This is a genomic window from Kitasatospora sp. NPDC059408 (genome assembly GCF_042751525.1).
Taxonomy (GTDB): Bacteria; Actinomycetota; Actinomycetes; order Streptomycetales; family Streptomycetaceae; genus Kitasatospora.
This window is the reverse complement of record NZ_JBHYWI010000039.1, coordinates 25,213-39,742: the sequence shown is the minus strand read 5'-3', so window position 1 is coordinate 39,742 and position 14,530 is coordinate 25,213. Positions and strand designations below refer to the sequence as shown.

The 14,530-nt window shown below is 72.3% G+C and carries 16 protein-coding genes and 1 pseudogene; 10 read left to right on the top strand and 7 right to left on the bottom strand.

Annotated elements, in window-relative coordinates; all coding sequences use genetic code 11:
• Nucleotides 1–98 precede the first annotated feature (98 nt).
• Complete coding sequence (locus ACFXDE_RS24840) at nucleotides 99–596, bottom strand: GNAT family N-acetyltransferase (protein ID WP_380437636.1); 498 nt, start codon at nucleotides 594–596, stop codon at nucleotides 99–101.
• Between the two features lie 55 nt (nucleotides 597–651).
• Here ACFXDE_RS24840 and ACFXDE_RS24835 point away from each other — a divergent pair, with 55 nt between their 5' ends.
• The 3 genes from ACFXDE_RS24835 to ACFXDE_RS24825 all read left to right on the top strand — a co-directional run bounded on the left by ACFXDE_RS24835 (nucleotide 652) and on the right by ACFXDE_RS24825 (nucleotide 4,690).
• Complete coding sequence (locus tag ACFXDE_RS24835; protein ID WP_380496974.1) at nucleotides 652–1,566, top strand: TIGR01777 family oxidoreductase; 915 nt, start codon at nucleotides 652–654, stop codon at nucleotides 1,564–1,566.
• A gap of 371 nt (nucleotides 1,567–1,937) precedes the next feature.
• Nucleotides 1,938–3,269 carry an NAD(P)/FAD-dependent oxidoreductase gene (locus ACFXDE_RS24830; RefSeq protein ID WP_380496973.1) on the top strand — a complete coding sequence of 444 codons (1,332 nt, stop codon included), beginning with the start codon at nucleotides 1,938–1,940 and terminating at the stop codon, nucleotides 3,267–3,269.
• 197 nt (nucleotides 3,270–3,466) lie between these two features.
• The gene (locus tag ACFXDE_RS24825; RefSeq protein ID WP_380496971.1) at nucleotides 3,467–4,690 is read left to right on the top strand and encodes a cation:proton antiporter; all 1,224 of its coding nucleotides are present in this window, start codon (nucleotides 3,467–3,469) and stop codon (nucleotides 4,688–4,690) included.
• A 134-nt stretch (nucleotides 4,691–4,824) separates the two neighbouring features.
• Here ACFXDE_RS24825 and ACFXDE_RS24820 read toward each other — a convergent pair whose 3' ends face one another.
• Nucleotides 4,825–6,699, bottom strand: a complete 1,875-nt coding sequence (locus tag ACFXDE_RS24820) for a regulator (protein ID WP_380496970.1) — start codon at nucleotides 6,697–6,699, stop codon at nucleotides 4,825–4,827.
• A 309-nt stretch (nucleotides 6,700–7,008) separates the two neighbouring features.
• On the opposite strand from ACFXDE_RS24820, the gene ACFXDE_RS24815 reads away from it, so the two are divergent.
• On the top strand, nucleotides 7,009–7,770 hold the full coding sequence (locus tag ACFXDE_RS24815) for a 3-hydroxybutyrate dehydrogenase (RefSeq protein ID WP_380496969.1): 762 nt from the start codon (nucleotides 7,009–7,011) through the stop codon (nucleotides 7,768–7,770).
• Between the two features lie 609 nt (nucleotides 7,771–8,379).
• Here ACFXDE_RS24815 and ACFXDE_RS24810 read toward each other — a convergent pair.
• From ACFXDE_RS24810 to ACFXDE_RS24790, 5 genes and pseudogenes are all read right to left on the bottom strand, one after another.
• Complete coding sequence (locus tag ACFXDE_RS24810) at nucleotides 8,380–9,231, bottom strand: hypothetical protein (protein ID WP_380496967.1); 852 nt, start codon at nucleotides 9,229–9,231, stop codon at nucleotides 8,380–8,382.
• A 146-nt stretch (nucleotides 9,232–9,377) separates the two neighbouring features.
• A complete protein-coding gene (locus ACFXDE_RS24805; protein WP_380496997.1) occupies nucleotides 9,378–9,611 on the bottom strand; it encodes a DUF397 domain-containing protein in 234 nt (77 codons plus the stop codon).
• 67 nt (nucleotides 9,612–9,678) lie between these two features.
• The gene (locus ACFXDE_RS24800) at nucleotides 9,679–9,873 is read right to left on the bottom strand and encodes a DUF397 domain-containing protein (RefSeq protein WP_380496966.1); all 195 of its coding nucleotides are present in this window, start codon (nucleotides 9,871–9,873) and stop codon (nucleotides 9,679–9,681) included.
• Nucleotides 9,870–10,481 carry a DUF5753 domain-containing protein gene (locus tag ACFXDE_RS24795; protein WP_380496996.1) on the bottom strand — a complete coding sequence of 204 codons (612 nt, stop codon included), beginning with the start codon at nucleotides 10,479–10,481 and terminating at the stop codon, nucleotides 9,870–9,872. Before ACFXDE_RS24795 ends, ACFXDE_RS24800 begins: the two co-directional genes overlap by 4 nt.
• A gap of 15 nt (nucleotides 10,482–10,496) precedes the next feature.
• Nucleotides 10,497–10,700 (bottom strand): annotated as a pseudogene (locus ACFXDE_RS24790) (helix-turn-helix domain-containing protein); the annotation flags it as partial.
• A gap of 127 nt (nucleotides 10,701–10,827) precedes the next feature.
• On the opposite strand from ACFXDE_RS24790, the gene ACFXDE_RS24785 reads away from it, so the two are divergent.
• From ACFXDE_RS24785 to ACFXDE_RS24760, 6 genes are all read left to right on the top strand, one after another.
• Nucleotides 10,828–11,067 (top strand): hypothetical protein, encoded by a 240-nt coding sequence (locus ACFXDE_RS24785; protein WP_380496965.1) that lies wholly within the window; start codon nucleotides 10,828–10,830, stop codon nucleotides 11,065–11,067.
• A gap of 201 nt (nucleotides 11,068–11,268) precedes the next feature.
• On the top strand, nucleotides 11,269–11,772 hold the full coding sequence (locus tag ACFXDE_RS24780) for an NUDIX domain-containing protein (RefSeq protein ID WP_380496964.1): 504 nt from the start codon (nucleotides 11,269–11,271) through the stop codon (nucleotides 11,770–11,772).
• A gap of 114 nt (nucleotides 11,773–11,886) precedes the next feature.
• Entirely contained in the window at nucleotides 11,887–12,123 is a 237-nt protein-coding gene (locus tag ACFXDE_RS24775; RefSeq protein WP_380496963.1) for a DUF397 domain-containing protein, read from the top strand.
• A 97-nt stretch (nucleotides 12,124–12,220) separates the two neighbouring features.
• The gene (locus ACFXDE_RS24770) at nucleotides 12,221–12,724 is read left to right on the top strand and encodes a hypothetical protein (protein ID WP_380496962.1); all 504 of its coding nucleotides are present in this window, start codon (nucleotides 12,221–12,223) and stop codon (nucleotides 12,722–12,724) included.
• Between the two features lie 10 nt (nucleotides 12,725–12,734).
• Complete coding sequence (locus ACFXDE_RS24765) at nucleotides 12,735–13,616, top strand: JmjC domain-containing protein (protein WP_380496961.1); 882 nt, start codon at nucleotides 12,735–12,737, stop codon at nucleotides 13,614–13,616.
• Nucleotides 13,617–13,952: 336 nt separating this feature from the next.
• A complete protein-coding gene (locus ACFXDE_RS24760; RefSeq protein WP_380496960.1) occupies nucleotides 13,953–14,249 on the top strand; it encodes a putative quinol monooxygenase in 297 nt (98 codons plus the stop codon).
• Nucleotides 14,250–14,530 lie beyond the last annotated feature (281 nt).

Sequence of the window (14,530 nt, the reverse complement as noted above, 5' to 3'; positions counted from 1 at the left end):
ACGGCGGTCGAGACAGCGCGGGTCGGTCACGACTCTGCACCACTCGTTCACAACTGACACACCGTCAGGAGTGGTGGGCGAACGACCGGCCGGGGCGCTCAGCCGGTGAGGCGGCGGGCCATCCAGATGTCGTCCACGTACGAGCCGTCGATCAGGAACTCCTCGGCGAGCGAGCCCTCGACGACGAAACCGCAGCTCTCGTAGAGGCGCCGGGCCGGGGTGTTCCAGCCGAGGACGCGCAGCGTCATCTTGCGCGCGCCCTCGGCGTGCGCCGCGGCGCACGCGGCCTCGACCAGCTTCCGGCCCACGCCCCGGCCGCGCACGGAGGCGTCGACGGCCAGGCCCTGGATCTGCCGGACGTGCCGGTTGCTGGCGAGCGGGGTGGCCGGGACCGGGCGGATGTAGCCGACGATCCGGCCGTCGAGGAGGGCGAGCAGGTACTGCTCCGGGGCGTGCCGCTCGTCGAAGACGCCGTCCTCCTCGGGCGGCTGCGGGGCGACCTCGGACAGGGGGGACCACGCGGCGCGGTTGAGGGCGGCGAGTTCGCGCTCGTCCTCCGGCCTGGCCGGTCGGATGATCAGATCGTCATCGTGCATGCGCGTCAGCCTAATGAGGGGTGTCCAAACTTCCTACGGGTTAAGAGCTGGGAGGATGGGGCCCATGCGCATCGCTGTCACAGGCTCCACGGGTTTGATCGGTTCGGCGCTCGTCCGCTCCCTGACGGCGGACGGCCACGAGGTGGTCCGGCTGGTCCGGCACCGCTCCAGGACGGGTCCGCAGCCCGACGGCACCACGGCCATCGGCTGGAACCCGCTGCTCGGCCAGGTGGACCGGGACGGACTGGCCGGCGTCGACGCCGTCGTGCACCTGGCGGGCGCCGGGGTCGGCGACCACCGCTGGACGGACGCCTACAAGCGGGAGATCCGGGAGAGCCGGGTGCTCGGCACCGAGACCCTCGCCGTCGCGCTGGCCGAGCTCGCGGAAGCGCCGAAGGTCTTCGTCAGCGCCTCCGCGGTCGGCGTGTACGGGCAGACCGGCGACCGGGTGATCGACGAGGAGTCCCCCCTCGGCGACGACTTCCTCGCCGAGGTGTGCGTGGAGTGGGAGGCCGCCGCGCGGCCCGCCGAGCGCGCCGGGATCCGGGTCGTCCACCCGCGCACCGGGCTCGTGCTGTCCGCGGCCGGCGGGGCCGGCGGGCGGCTGTTCCCGCTGTTCAAGCTCGGCCTGGGCGGGCGGCTCGGCGACGGGCGGCAGTACTGGAGCTACATCTCGCTGGCCGACGAGGTCGCCGCACTGCGCTTCCTGATCGACCGGGAGGACCTGTCGGGTGCCTTCAACCTCACCGCGCCGGAGCCGGTGACCAACGCCGAGCTGACCGCGGCCCTCGGGCGCGTGCTCAGCCGGCCGGCGCTGTTCCCGGTGCCGGAGGCGGTGCTGAAGGCGGTGCTCGGGGAGCTCGCGATCGAGGTCGTCGGCAGCCACCGGGTGGTGCCCCGGCGACTGCTCGACGCCGGCTTCGAGTTCACGCACACGGACGTCGACGCGGCGGTGCGGGCGGCCCTCTGACGGCCCTCCCGTCCCGGGGCCGGGCGTGCGTGCCCGGGGCCGGGAAACGTACCGGGCGTACGGCATTCGTGCTGGCCACGGGCATATGCCGAGCGGGGGTCGGACGGGGCTCCGGCAGGGGGCGCACGGGAGCACGCGGTGGGCGCGTTGCACGCCCCCGGTGACCGTGCGCGCCCGCCGACCCCCGAACCCGGCCGCCACGGCGCACAGTCCGTGACCGCGCCCCCGCCCACGCCCTTCCCGGCACCCGATCCGGCCCGATGCGTTTGTCTGACGCTCACACTGACTGGGCATCACATCGTCGGACCGTGTCCCGGCACCCCGCTGCCTGCGTCGGCCGGAGCCCCGGGAACCAGGGAGGGAGCACGCCCGTGCCCACGTACGACTTCACCCGCCGCGCCCGCCGACCGTCCGACCCGGACGTCGTCGTGGTGGGCGGCGGCCTCGCGGGCCTGACCGCCGCCCGCGCGCTCACCGGCCAGGGCCTCACCGTTCAGCTCCTCGAACGCGCCGACCGGATCGGCGGCCGCATGGCCACCCGCGAGCTGGACGGATTCCGGCTCGACGACGGCAGCCACCTGCTCAACACCGCGTTCCCCGAACTGCGCCGCGCGCTCGACGTCGACCGCCTGGAACTGCGCCCGCTCGCGCCCGGCGTACTCGTGCACAGCGCCGGCCGCCGCTACCGCGCCGGGGACCCGCAGCTCACCGCCGCCCGGCAGGCCGCCGTCCGGGCCCCGCTCGGCAGCCCGTTGGACAAGGCCCGCCTCGGCAGCTACCTGGCCCGGCTCGCCGCCACCCCGGCCGGGCGGATCCACGCCCGCCCCGAGACCACCGCCGCCCGCGCGTTCACCGGCCACGGGCTCGCCCCGCGCACCGTCGACGGCTTCCTGCGGCCGCTGCTCAGCGCCCTGCTCAGTGACCCGGCGCTCGGGACCAGCAGCCGGATCGCCGAACTGGTCCTGCGCTCCTACGCCCGCGGGCGGCTCTGTCTGCCCGCCGGCGGCATCGCGACCGTGCCGGCCCAGCTGGCCGCCGCGCTGCCCGCCGGCACCGTGCGCACCGGGATCGAGGTCACCGGGATCGCGGCCGACGGCGTCGAGACCGCCGCGCACGGCAGGATCGGCGCGCAGGCCGTCGTCATCGCCACCGACGCCCGCTCCGCCGTCGAGCTCATGCCCGGACTGCGGCTGCCGGACTTCCACCCCGTCACGACCTTCTTCCACGCCGCCGACCGGTCCCCGGTGAACGAACCCGTCCTCCTCCTGGACGCCGACCGGCCCGGCGGCCAGCCGCCGCTCGTCTCGCACTCGCTGGTGCTCAGCGAACTGGACCCCTCGTACGCCCCGCCCGGTCAGGCGCTCGTCGCGACCACCGTGCTCGGGCGGCGCGCCTTCGACGCGGGCGGCCCGGCCGGGCTCGAACCGGCCGTCCGGGCCCGGCTCGCGGAGCTGTACGGGACGTCGACCCGGGGCTGGCAGTTCCTCAGCGTCCGGCACCTGCCCGACGCGCTGCCCGCCATGCCGCCGCCGCACAACCCGCAGCGGCCGGTCCGGGTGCTCGCCGGGCTGTACGTCGCCGGGGACCACCGGGACACCAGCTCCGTGCAGGGCGCCCTGGTCTCCGGACGGCGGGCGGCGCGGGCCGTGCTGCGCGACCTCGGGCTGCCGGCCTCCGCGCGGGAGGCGGAGGCCGCGGCCTGACGGCGGTCACGGCTGCCCGGAACACGCGGACAGCCTGCCAGGACGGCGGTCACGGCTGCCCGGAACACGCGGACGGCCTGCCAGGACGGCGGACCGGCATCGTGCCAGGATGCCGCTATGCCCGCTATGACTGCTATTCGTGGGGTTTCACCCGTTGCGGCGCCCGCCGCCGCCCGGGCCCTGCGGCCGGTCGCGCGGTGAGCGCCGCCGTCCACCCGCTCACGCTGATCCTGATCCCCGCCGCCGCGGTGGCCGCGCCGCTGCTCGCCGACCGGCTGCTGCGGTGGATCGCCGTCCCGACCGTCGTGTTCGAGATCGTGCTCGGCGTCCTGATCGGACCGGACGTCCTGGACTGGGCGCACGTCGACGACCTCGTCACCGCGCTCTCCCAGTTCGGCCTCGCGATGCTGATGTTCCTGGCCGGGTACGAGATCGACTTCGCCAAGCTGCGCGGCGGCCCGCTGAAACGGGCGGGCACCGCGTGGCTGGCGACGGTCGTCCTCGGCCTCGGGGTGGGCGCGCTGGTCAACCCGAACCCGCTGGACGGCGCCTTCGCCGGACTCGTGCTCACCACCACCGCACTCGGCACGATCCTGCCGATCCTCCGCGATTCGGGCGAACTCCCCACCCCCTTCGGCTCGTTGGTGATGGCCACCGGCGCCGTCGGCGAGTTCGGGCCGATCATCGCGATCGCGGTCCTGCTCAGCGGCAACTCCCCCGCCCGGACCGCCGTCATCCTCGGCGCCTTCGCCGTCATCACCGCCCTCGCGGTCCTCGGCGCGCAGCGGCCCCGGCCGGACTGGGTCACCCGGCTGATCGAGCGCACCCTGCGCACGTCCGGGCAGTTCGCGATCCGCGCGGTGATCCTGGTGCTCGCGGTGATGGTCGCCGCGGCGATCTGGCTCGACCTCGACATGCTGCTCGGCGCGTTCACCGCCGGGATCGTCTCCCGGATGCTGCTCTCCGGCGTCCGGGCGCACGAGGAGGAGGTGATCGAGGCGAAGCTGGAGAGCATCGGCTTCGGCTTCCTGGTACCGGTGTTCTTCGTGGTCAGCGGGATGAACTTCGACCTGAACGCGCTGCTGGACGACCCCGGCACGCTGCTGCTCGTCCCGGTGTTCCTGGTGCTGCTGCTCGCGGTGCGCGGGGCGCCTGCCGCGCTGCTCGCCCCGGCCGGGCTCGGGCGGCGCGACCGCGGCGCGCTCGGGCTGTACGCCGCGACGGCGCTGCCGCTGGTCGTGGTGATCACGACGATCGAGGTCGAGGCCGGGCACATGCCGTCCTCGACGGCCGCCGCGCTGGTCGGCGCGGGGATGCTCTCGGTGCTCGTCTTCCCGCTCGCCGCGCAGCGACTGCGCGGCGACGTCCGGCCGCCGGCGCCGGAGGCGGGGCGACCGCGGGTGCGCGCCGAGAGCTGGTGAGACTGGGGCGTCTTTCGTCTTTGGGGTCGGGCCGGGCCAGGCGTCTTTCGGGCCGGGCCGGGCCGGTGCGGGCCGGGCGTCGTCGTGCGCCCGGCCCTAGCATCCGTCGGCCTCCGTTGTCCGGCCTGCCGGGGTCAGATCACCCCCGCCTGGCGGGCCGTCTCCTCGAACGCCCGCGCCACCGGGCTGCCCCGGTAGGGCGTGAGGCGGCGGTGGAAGTCCCGGACGTACTCCAGCGAGCGGGCCGAGCGCATCTCCCCCGCCGCCCGCAGCGCGTCGGTGGCCATCGTGCAGGCCTCGTCGAGGTCGCCCATGCCGAGCCGCGCGGTGGCGAGCACCAGCCGGCAGAAGATCCGGCTGCGGGCGTACGCGGGCGAGCGCAGCCGCAGCGACTTCTCGGCGTGCTGGGCGGAGGTGCGCCACTGCTGGAGGTCGCGGTAGCAGTGGGCGAACTCGTCGGAGAGCTGGGCCTCGTCGAAGTACCGTGCCCAGGAGGGCAGTTCATCGCCGGGCCGGGCCGCGGCCAGCGAGCGCTCGGACCGTACGAGCGCCGTGGTGCACGCCCGGACGTCGCCCAGCAGGCCGTGCCCGCGCGCCTCGGCGGCGTGCAGCAGAGACTGGACGACGGGCGGCACCGCGGTGCCCACGCCCTGCTGGGCGACCCGGGCCAGCTGGACCGCCTCCCGGCCGTGGCCGAGGTGGACGGCCTGCTGGCTCATCGTCACCAGCACGTAGCCGCCGAGGGCGCGGTCGCCCGCGGCCTGGGACAGGCGCAGCGCCTGGACGAAGTAGCGCTGGGCGAGGCCGTGGGCGGCGATGTCGAAGGACGTCCAGCCGGCCAGCCTGGTGAGGTCGGCGACCGCGCCGAACAGGGCGCGGCCGATCTGCTCGCCGTAGCGGCCGCGCAGCATCGGCTCGGCCTCGCTCTCCAGGTAGCGCACCAGCGCCTGGCGGGCGTGGCCGCCGCCGTAGGCGTGGTCGAGCGCGCGGAAGAGGTCGCCGACGGCCCGGATGGCGGCGATGTCGCCGCGGCCGACGCGCAGGGCGGGGCGCTGCTCGCGGGCCGGGTCGGCGTACGGGGGCTCGACGGCCGCGGGCGGGCGGCGGCTCTGGGTGGGGACGCGGCTGAGCGCGGCGGCCGTGGCAGCCGGGCGCGGGCCTGGGCCGCCGGGGACCGGTCCGCGTGCCGGGCCCAGGGCCGCCGCACCGGGCGCGTTGGCCGTCGGCGGGCCCGCGGGCGGTGGGCCGGTGGCGGCGTCCGGGCGGGCCAGCGTGGAGCCGTCCCGGGCGACGCGCTCGTCGGTGCGGCCGATCAGCCAGTCCCGGCTGGGGACGACCAGGCCGGCCGGGGTGAAGGCGATCCGGCGCAGCTCGGACTGCGGGCCGTTGTCCTTGCGCCACATGCTCGCCACGATGTCCACCGCCTCCTGCGGTGTCTCGGCGAACTCCAGGCCCGCGTAGACCGGGGCGCAGGCGTCCAGGCCGAGGTCCTGGGCGGTCAGGCGGCGGCCGAGGCGGCGCGTGAAGACCTCGGCGATCAGCGCGGGCGTGGCGCCGCGCGGCTGCTGGCCGCGCAGCCAGCGGGTGACCGAGGTCTTGTCGTAGCGCAGGTCGAGGCCGTGCTCCAGGCCGAGCTGGTCGACCCGGCGGGCCAGGCCGGCGTGCGAGAAGCCGGCCTCCTCGATCAGCGCCGCCAGGTGGCCGTTCTGCGGGGCCGGACCGGAGTGGCCCGCGTGGCCGCCCGGGTGGCCGGCGGCGGGTGCCGGGGGCGCGGCGGTCGCGGTGGCCGTGGCAGTCGCCGTCGCGGTGCCCGCGACGGCCGTGGGTGTCGCGGGCTGGTGCCGGTCGGGCATGGCCTGCTCGGGCAGCCGCAGCTCGTCGGCGGCCGGGGCGTGGGCGGTCAGGGCGTCAGGGGCGTCCGGAAGGGCCCGGCCGACCGGACCGCGGTGCTGGTCGAGCGGGTCGAGCGGTCCGTACGCCGGGCTGTCGGTTGCAGGCCGTTGGGGCATATCAGTCAACACCTCTCGGACGCCGCACCGGGCTCTACCAGCGCTTCGGCTGCCTGTGGCGGCGCCCCCTGTCGGGAATCGGCGTGAATGTAGCGAGCATTCGGGCGCTATGGGTGGATCTGACCGAGCAATCCTCCGAACGGGTGAAGCAACCGCGCCCATTGTGGGGAAGCCGGGACAGGATGGGTTTGGACTTCCAGGGTCGAACCGTCGATCGACCGTCATAGTGGTGACCACCACCGTCCATCAACATGCTGTAGTGGCCCGGCACATGGGAGGCGAGCCGCCGGATTCCTACCGTTCTGGCCCATGGACACCACTACAGCCCGCCCGCTCGACGGCCGCACGGCCCTGGTCACCGGCGCCGCCTCGGGCATCGGCCGGGCCTGCGCCGAGGCCCTCGCCGGGGCCGGCGCCCGGGTCTACGTCGTCGACCTGGCGGCCGAACCGGCCCGGGAGCTCGCGGCCCGGATCGGCGGACACGCCGTCGTCGCGGACCTCGCCGACCCGGCGGCCGTCGACGCCCTGCCGACCGACGCCGACATCGTGGTCAACAACGCCGGCCTCCAACACGTCGCCCCCGTCCACGAGTTCCCGCCCGAGCGCTTCTCCCTCATCCAACGCGTGATGGTGGAGGCCCCGTTCCGCATCCTGCGGCGCACCCTGCCCCACATGTACGCGCGGGGGTGGGGCCGCGTCGTGAACGTGTCGTCCGTCCACGGCCTGCGGGCCAGCGCGTTCAAGTCCGCGTACGTGACGGCGAAGCACGGGTTGGAGGGGCTCAGCAAGACCGTCGCGCTGGAAGCGGCGCCGTACGGGGTCACGAGCAACTGCATCAACCCGGGGTACGTCCGGACTCCGTTGGTGGAGAAGCAGATCGCGGCCCAGGCGGAGGCGCATGGCATCCCGGAGGAGGAGGTGGTCGAGCGGATCATGCTCGACCGCACGGCCGTCAAGCGGCTCATCGAGCCCTCCGAAGTAGCCGCGCTGGCCCTCTGGCTCTGCACGCCCGCTGCTTCCTACATCACGGGCGCGAGCCTGCCGGTGGACGGCGGCTGGACGGCGCACTGAGCGCGGCGGCGCTCCCGCTGCACAGAAAGTCCAGAAACGAAGGCCAGTCCTCGCCCTCCCACCCGCCGCCTCCATCACGGACGCGCGCCCGCCGGCCGACGGGGGCTGGGCGGCACACTGAACGCGGCCACACCCCCACTGCGTAGGAAGTCGATCGGACCGACTTCCTACGCAAAAGCAAAGTCAGCGGCCGCCCGCCACCCGCCGCCTCCATCACACACGCGAGCCCGCCAGCCAACAGCGGCCGGACGGCACACTGAACGCGGCGCCCCACTACACAGGAAGTCGACCGAGCCGACTTCCCACGCAGAAACGAAGGCCAGTCCTCGCCCTCCCACCCGCCGCCTCCATCACGCACGCGAGCCCGCCCGCCGACAGCGGCCGGACGGCACACTGAACGCAGCGGCACCCCACTACGCAGGAAGTCGATCGGACCGACTTCCTACGCAAAAGCAAAGTCAGCGGCCGCCCGCCACCCGCCGCCTCCATCACGCACGCGAGCCCGCCAGCCAACAGCGGCCGGACGGCACACTGAACGCGGCGCCCCACTACACAGGAAGTCGGTCCGGCCGACTTCCTACGCAGAAACGGAGTCGGCGGTCGACCGCATCACGGACGCGAGCTTGCCGGCCGACGGGGGCTGGGCGGCGCGCTGGGGGCGCTTCTCGGTGCCGTACGGGCACGAGTGGCGCCGACGCTATGGCTGACGGCGACCGATCGAAGGCCGCTACAGGTGCGGCAGAGGCCCGGGCGGGGGACGGGGTCGCGGCATTCCGCGCACTCGGCGTACCGGGGTGCGGAGGGGCTTTCCGGGGCTCGGCAGGGCGGCATCTTGTGCTCCAAGCGGTAGCGGAGCACGGCTGCGGCGGAGTGGATCGGGTTGGGCAGGCCGGGGAGCAGGGCTTGGGCGAGGTCGCCCGGGGTGCTGCCACGCTCCATCCACTGGGCGACGAGGGGTGCCAGGAACTCCGCTTCGGCTTGGCCGAGGCGGAGGCGAGGTTCGGGGCGGATCGCCCGGAACAAGGCGGCCACTGCCTGTCGGGTCTGCTCGTCGGCAGCCGGGCTCGCGGGGAGGGTGGGTTCTTGCTGCCGGTCCTTTACGGGAGGGCTGCCTGTGCGACCGACAGCCGGGCCACCGGGCGCCGGACGGGTGGCACCCGGCAGGGAGGACCAGGGGGTGTCGTAGACGTGGGCCTCGCTGCGGAGAGTGCCGTCGGGCAGGCGGACGGTCTCGACGCGGTAGAAGCCGGCGTCGGCGAGCTCCTTGAGGGCTTTGCGGACGGCGCCGCGGCCTTGGGGGCTGGTGGCGGCCATGTGGCGGCCGTCCTCGCGCCAGCCGTCGGGGCGGGAGAGGAGGTCGGCGAGGAGGCCGCGGGCGGTGTAGCTGAGCTTGCGGTACTGGAGGACGGCGTTGGGAAGCACGGTGAAGTGCCGTACCTGTTCGGTACGATGGATGCGCATGGGAGTGTCGACTCCTGGTGCCGGACCCCGGAGCGTTGGCGCGCTGCCGGGGTCACCTGTTTGCTGTTTGGTTCGGAACGTAACACGCGGGGTGGTCGGCCAACTGCCCATCGCCGGAAGGGTGCTTATCGCACTAACCGGCCGCTTCAGACCTCGCCGAACTCGCCAGCCCGGACGGCAACGACGAAGGCCGACCAGGCCTCGACAGGGAAGGCCAGCACGGGACCCTGGGGGTCCTTGGAGTCACGCACGGGAACAGTGTGAACGGAGTTGGCCGCGACCTCGATGCAATCGCCGCCGTTGCTGCTGTAGCTGGACTTGAACCATTCGAGGGGCGTCACAGTTGCCTCCGTAGCTCGCGGATCACCACCAACAAGCATCAGGCTGCAGCAGCCAAGCAGCAAGAAGCCCCTACCCGATTAGGTAGGGGCTCGGCAACGCGGAGCGTCAGACCTCGCCGAACTCGCCAGAGCGAACGGCGGCGACGAAGGCAGCCCAGGCCTCGGCCGGGAAAGCCAGCGCAGGCCCCTCGGGGTCCTTGGAGTCACGGACAGGGACCGCGCCAGGCACGCTGCTGGATACCTCTATGCACTGTCCGCCATTGCTGCTGTAGCTGGACTTGAACCATTCAAGGGGCGTCATAGTTGCCTCCGTAGCTCGCGGATCATCGCCACCGAGTCCGCCTGTGAACAAGCATGGGTCTGTAGCTGATAGTAGGCCGTCAGCCCCGCCGTCACCGCGTTGGTTTCCCGCTCCAGGCGGCCCTGGTGCGCACTCTCCGCATAGGACATGAGCGATCGATCCGGCAATGTCAGGATGGAAACCGGAAGATCGAAGGCCCGGTCCTCGCCGAGCGTGAACGGGGCGATCTGCAGCCGCACAGTGGGCTCGTTGGCGAAGCTTACGAGCCGATCAAGCTGAGCTGCCATTACGGCATCCCCGCCCACGGGGCGGCGGATGCAGCTCTCATCCATGACGACGTGGACAAGGGGCGGCGAGTCCCGGCGCAGGATTGCCTGTCGGTCTATGAGGACTTGCACTCGCTCATCCGCCTTCGCCTGGGTAATGCTGCCCCGGCGAACGGCGGCCGCTGCGATGGCCGTTGCGTAGTCCGCTGTCTGGAGCAGCCCCGGAATCAGGCCGACCTCGAATAGACGCAGCTCGACAGCCCGGCCTTCTTGGGTGACGAACTCGGAGAACCCCGCCAGAAGTGCACCATGCTTGACGTCGCTGGCCTTGTGCCGGAACACCGCCTCCTCAGATGTGTCAAACACTCTGTCAAGCGCTGCCGAGATTGGGGCAGTTGCTCTGCGCCGGCCATTTTCCAGCGCTGAGACGTGCGACGACGTGCAGCCAATTAGCCGCGCAAGATGCTCCTGCGTCCAGCCTCGCTGCTCCCGCCACCTGCGAAGGAAGGATCCGAACTCCGCAGCAGGGGAGGCCTGGGGCTCAAGTTCACGTTTGTTCAAGGCTAGTCGTCCTACCAATCAAGCAGTGTGGACAAGTTGAACACCTGCTGAGCATAGGGGACATTGGGCACTCCCGGTAGTCATCGCGCTACGGATCGGAGTCCCCCTGATGAACAAGAGCACCCCCATGTCCGAAGTCCCCCTCCCCCACGAAGTGGTCATCGACCGCGGACACCTCAGCGACGGCCGGCCGCGCGAGGGGGTCTTCATGGAGCAGTGCGGCGGCATCATGTACCTCCGCCCGGTCGGCGGCGGCGTCGAATGGACCACCCGGGCCGACCAGGTCAGCGTCCTCAACCCCCGCCAGATCGCGCCCGGTTCCGGTGCCCGCTCCCACCGTCGGCTGCTCCAGGAAGAGCCGCCGTGAGCCCGAGCAGCCTCCTGCTGCTCGCCACGCTCCACCTAACTTCCCTGGCCGCCGCCGGATTTGCTGCCGCAGAACACGCAGCGCGAAACCGGCTCCAAGGGCGCGTTGGCGCACAGCCCTTGTCGAGCCGAACCGCTCCCCGCCGGAAGCCTCCTCCAGCGGGGAGCACCAACCCCTCAACTCCTCTCCCAAGGAGCAACGTTGAACGACGACATCGTGCGGAAGCCGCCCGCCCGACGCCTGGGCCAGCAGGCCTTCGTCCTCCGCCACAGCCCCGACGGGCAGGACGAACTCCACGTCCTCCTCGTCGACCCCGTCTACCGCGACGGCTACACGCTCCCCGGCGGCAGCGCCGAGGCCGACGAGCCGCCCCACCTCGCCGCCCGCCGCCACCTGGAGACCGAGACCGGGCTCGTCCTCCCCTTCCGAACGATCCTGACCGTCGACTACGTGGCGCGGCACCAGTACCCCGAGGGCATCAACTTCGTCTACGCGGGCGGCGTCGTCACCCCCAGGCAAGCGAAAGCCGTGAACCTGCACCGCCCGCCGCCGAACATCCGAGCCCTGCACTGGGTCCCGCGCTACCTGCTCGACACCGTGATGCCGCCCGACCAGGCCCTCCGCGTCCACGACGCCTGGGACGCCTGGGAACACGGCGCCGGCCGCCCCCTCCTCCTCCACGGCACCCCCGTCCCGGTCTGCTGATCACACACCACCGGCCTCCCGCCCAAGACTTCCGGGCAGCCTCAGCGGCCCGGCAGCGGGTGGCCGCGCGCTCTCCGCGTGGCTGCTCGACATCACCCTTAGAGAAGAGGAACCATGACCGAGAACCTCTACGAGCTGGCGCTGGAAGGCGAGTTGGTCGCCCAGTGCGGCGGCAACCTCGACAGCGAGGCCGAGTCGTGCGTCAGCGTCGCGCCGCTGACGGGCGTCGCCGACGCCTTCGCGCTCGGCGACACCAAGCCTGAGGGCGCCGGCCTCCAGGTGCGCTACACCGGCACCGAGCTCGACACCTTCGCCGTCCAGTGGGCGCGGAGCCGAGGCCTCACCCTCTGATCGATCCGATCGCCTGAGGCGATCACCTCACAACGCACAGCCGGGTGGCCGTTCCCACCCTAATTGGGAGCGGCCACCCGGTCCTTGGAGGATACCCATGACTCCCGAGGCATTCGCCGAACGCGGTGGACACTGGCACGGCTACGGCCCCTGGGTCGGATCACGCAGGCTCATGGAACTGGAATACCTGCGCCGCCCCGCATCACTGGACATGAGCCTCCTGCGCGTCCCCAGCGGAATGAACGCACACCCGCAGGAGACCTTTCTGCCCTTCGCCCAACGCACCATTCCGCCCATGATGACCGGCCACTACCTCCTGCGCCGCCCCGAAGGCCTCGACCAGCGCACCTGGACCACCGTGCCCCCGGCCGTCGACTGGCTCACCACCATCTACAAGCAGTTCCCGCCCCTGCGGCGGCCCGACGGAAAGCAGGCCTACGCGTCGCTTGAGTGGCACCAGGAGTGCGCTCACCGCACCCTGCTCCACGGCTCGGACGTCGTGTGGTCGCACTACCTCGAAGACCTGCGGTTCACGAGCTCCGCCGTGATCTGCTGCCCGTCTCTGCCGTTCCACCCCGCCATCAAGTGCCCATTGTCCTAAGGAGACGACGTTGTCTCTGCACGAGCTTCTCGGCGCCCGCGCCAGTGACCTGCTCGCCGCCTGCCCCACGGAACCACGCCTCTTCCGGCGCGAACACGGGGCACTCGACCAGGCCATCACGCTGGACCTGATGAACACGTACATCGACCACGGCCTCACTGCCCCGTCGCGTACTGCGGCGGTCAAGGACGGCCGGGCCGTTCACCCCGGACGCTTCTCCGAGAACGGCCGGATGCGTCCCGGGAAACTGCGCGGCCTCATCGCGGAGGGGCATACGGTCAACCTCCGCGAGATTCAGCGGAACGCACCCTTCCTGACCGAGTTCTGTGCCCGGGTCCAGGCCGAGACCGGTTACACCCTGTACGTCTCCGCGATCATCACGCCCGCCGGGGAGACCGGCCTGACCCACCACTGGGACCAGACCACCGTCCTGGTCGCCCAGATGTCCGGCCGAAAGCGCTGGCCGCTGTGGGCTCCGACCGTGCAGCACCCGATGGACGACCACCTCGGCTCCCCCACCCAATGGACGCGGGAGATGCAGCGGATCTGGGACACCACCGACCCGTTCGCCACCTACTCCCTGGAGCCCGGCGACACCCTGGTGGTCCCGCGGGGATGGGTCCACGCCCCTGTCTGCACCGGCGAAGAACCGAGCTTCCACCTGACGTTCGCCCTGCGCGAGCGGACCCCGCTCGACCTCGCCCACCAACTGATCGCCTCCGCACTCGACCACGACACCTTCCGCGAGGGCCTCGCCCCTGCTCAGCTGCGCGCCGACAACCTCGGCAGCACCTTGGGCAACGTGCGCGAGATGGTCACCGACTACCTGGCCGGCCTCGACCTGGACCGCCTCGCCGACCGCATCGCCCCGCAACTGACCGGCACGCCCTGACCATCCCGCCGAAACGCTCTCCTCCCCCCTGCGCAGGAAGTCGGCCTGCCCGACTTCCTGCGACTACGCCATGGCGGATCTCTGCCCCCTGCCGCGAGCGTCGGCAGGGGGCAGAGGCACATGTCCGCGTAGGAAGTCGGCCTGGCCGACTTCCTACGCGCAGCGCACCCCATCGGCCCACGCCATGAACGCCGCGAGTGAAGCGAATTGGAGCCGGGCCGGCCATGGACGGCCGCGTCGCCGATGGTGCGCAGCCGGGAACAATCCGGGTGGAGCCGATGTTCGGCGATCTTGGAAGTCATCGGTACTGCGACTGCAGAGAACGGGTGGACGATCATGTCGAGCAGCATCAGCGTCATAGTGACGATGAAGGCCAAGCCCGGCCGGGAGGCCGAGATGCGCGCACAGGCACGCTCGATGATCGAGCCGAGCCGGGCCGAGCCCGGGTGTCTCTCGTACAACAACTACGTGGACCCGGAGGATCCGTACTCCTGGGTGGTCATCGAGGAGTGGGCCTCCCGCGCGGCGTTCGAGACGCACATGGCCAGCCCGCACCTGGCGGACTCGCTGGCGAAGGTCGGCGATCTGCTGGCCGAGCCCCCGTCGGTTCGGATCCTCAGCACGGCGAACTGAACGAGTCCGGCGCCCCCGCGCAACTGCGGGCCGCCAACCTCGGCAACATCCCGGGCGCCGCGCGCGAGATGGTCACCGACTACCCGGCCACCGACTACATCACCCCGCACAGGAAGTCGGCGCGGTCGACTTCCTGTACGGCTGAGCGATGACGGATCTCTGCCCCCTGCCGCGTTCGCCGGCAGGGGGCCGAGGCACATGTCTGCGCAGGAAGTCAGCTTCGCCGACTTCCTGCGCAGAAGGGGCGGACGCCACCCGGTGCCGAGGTAGATGTATCCGCG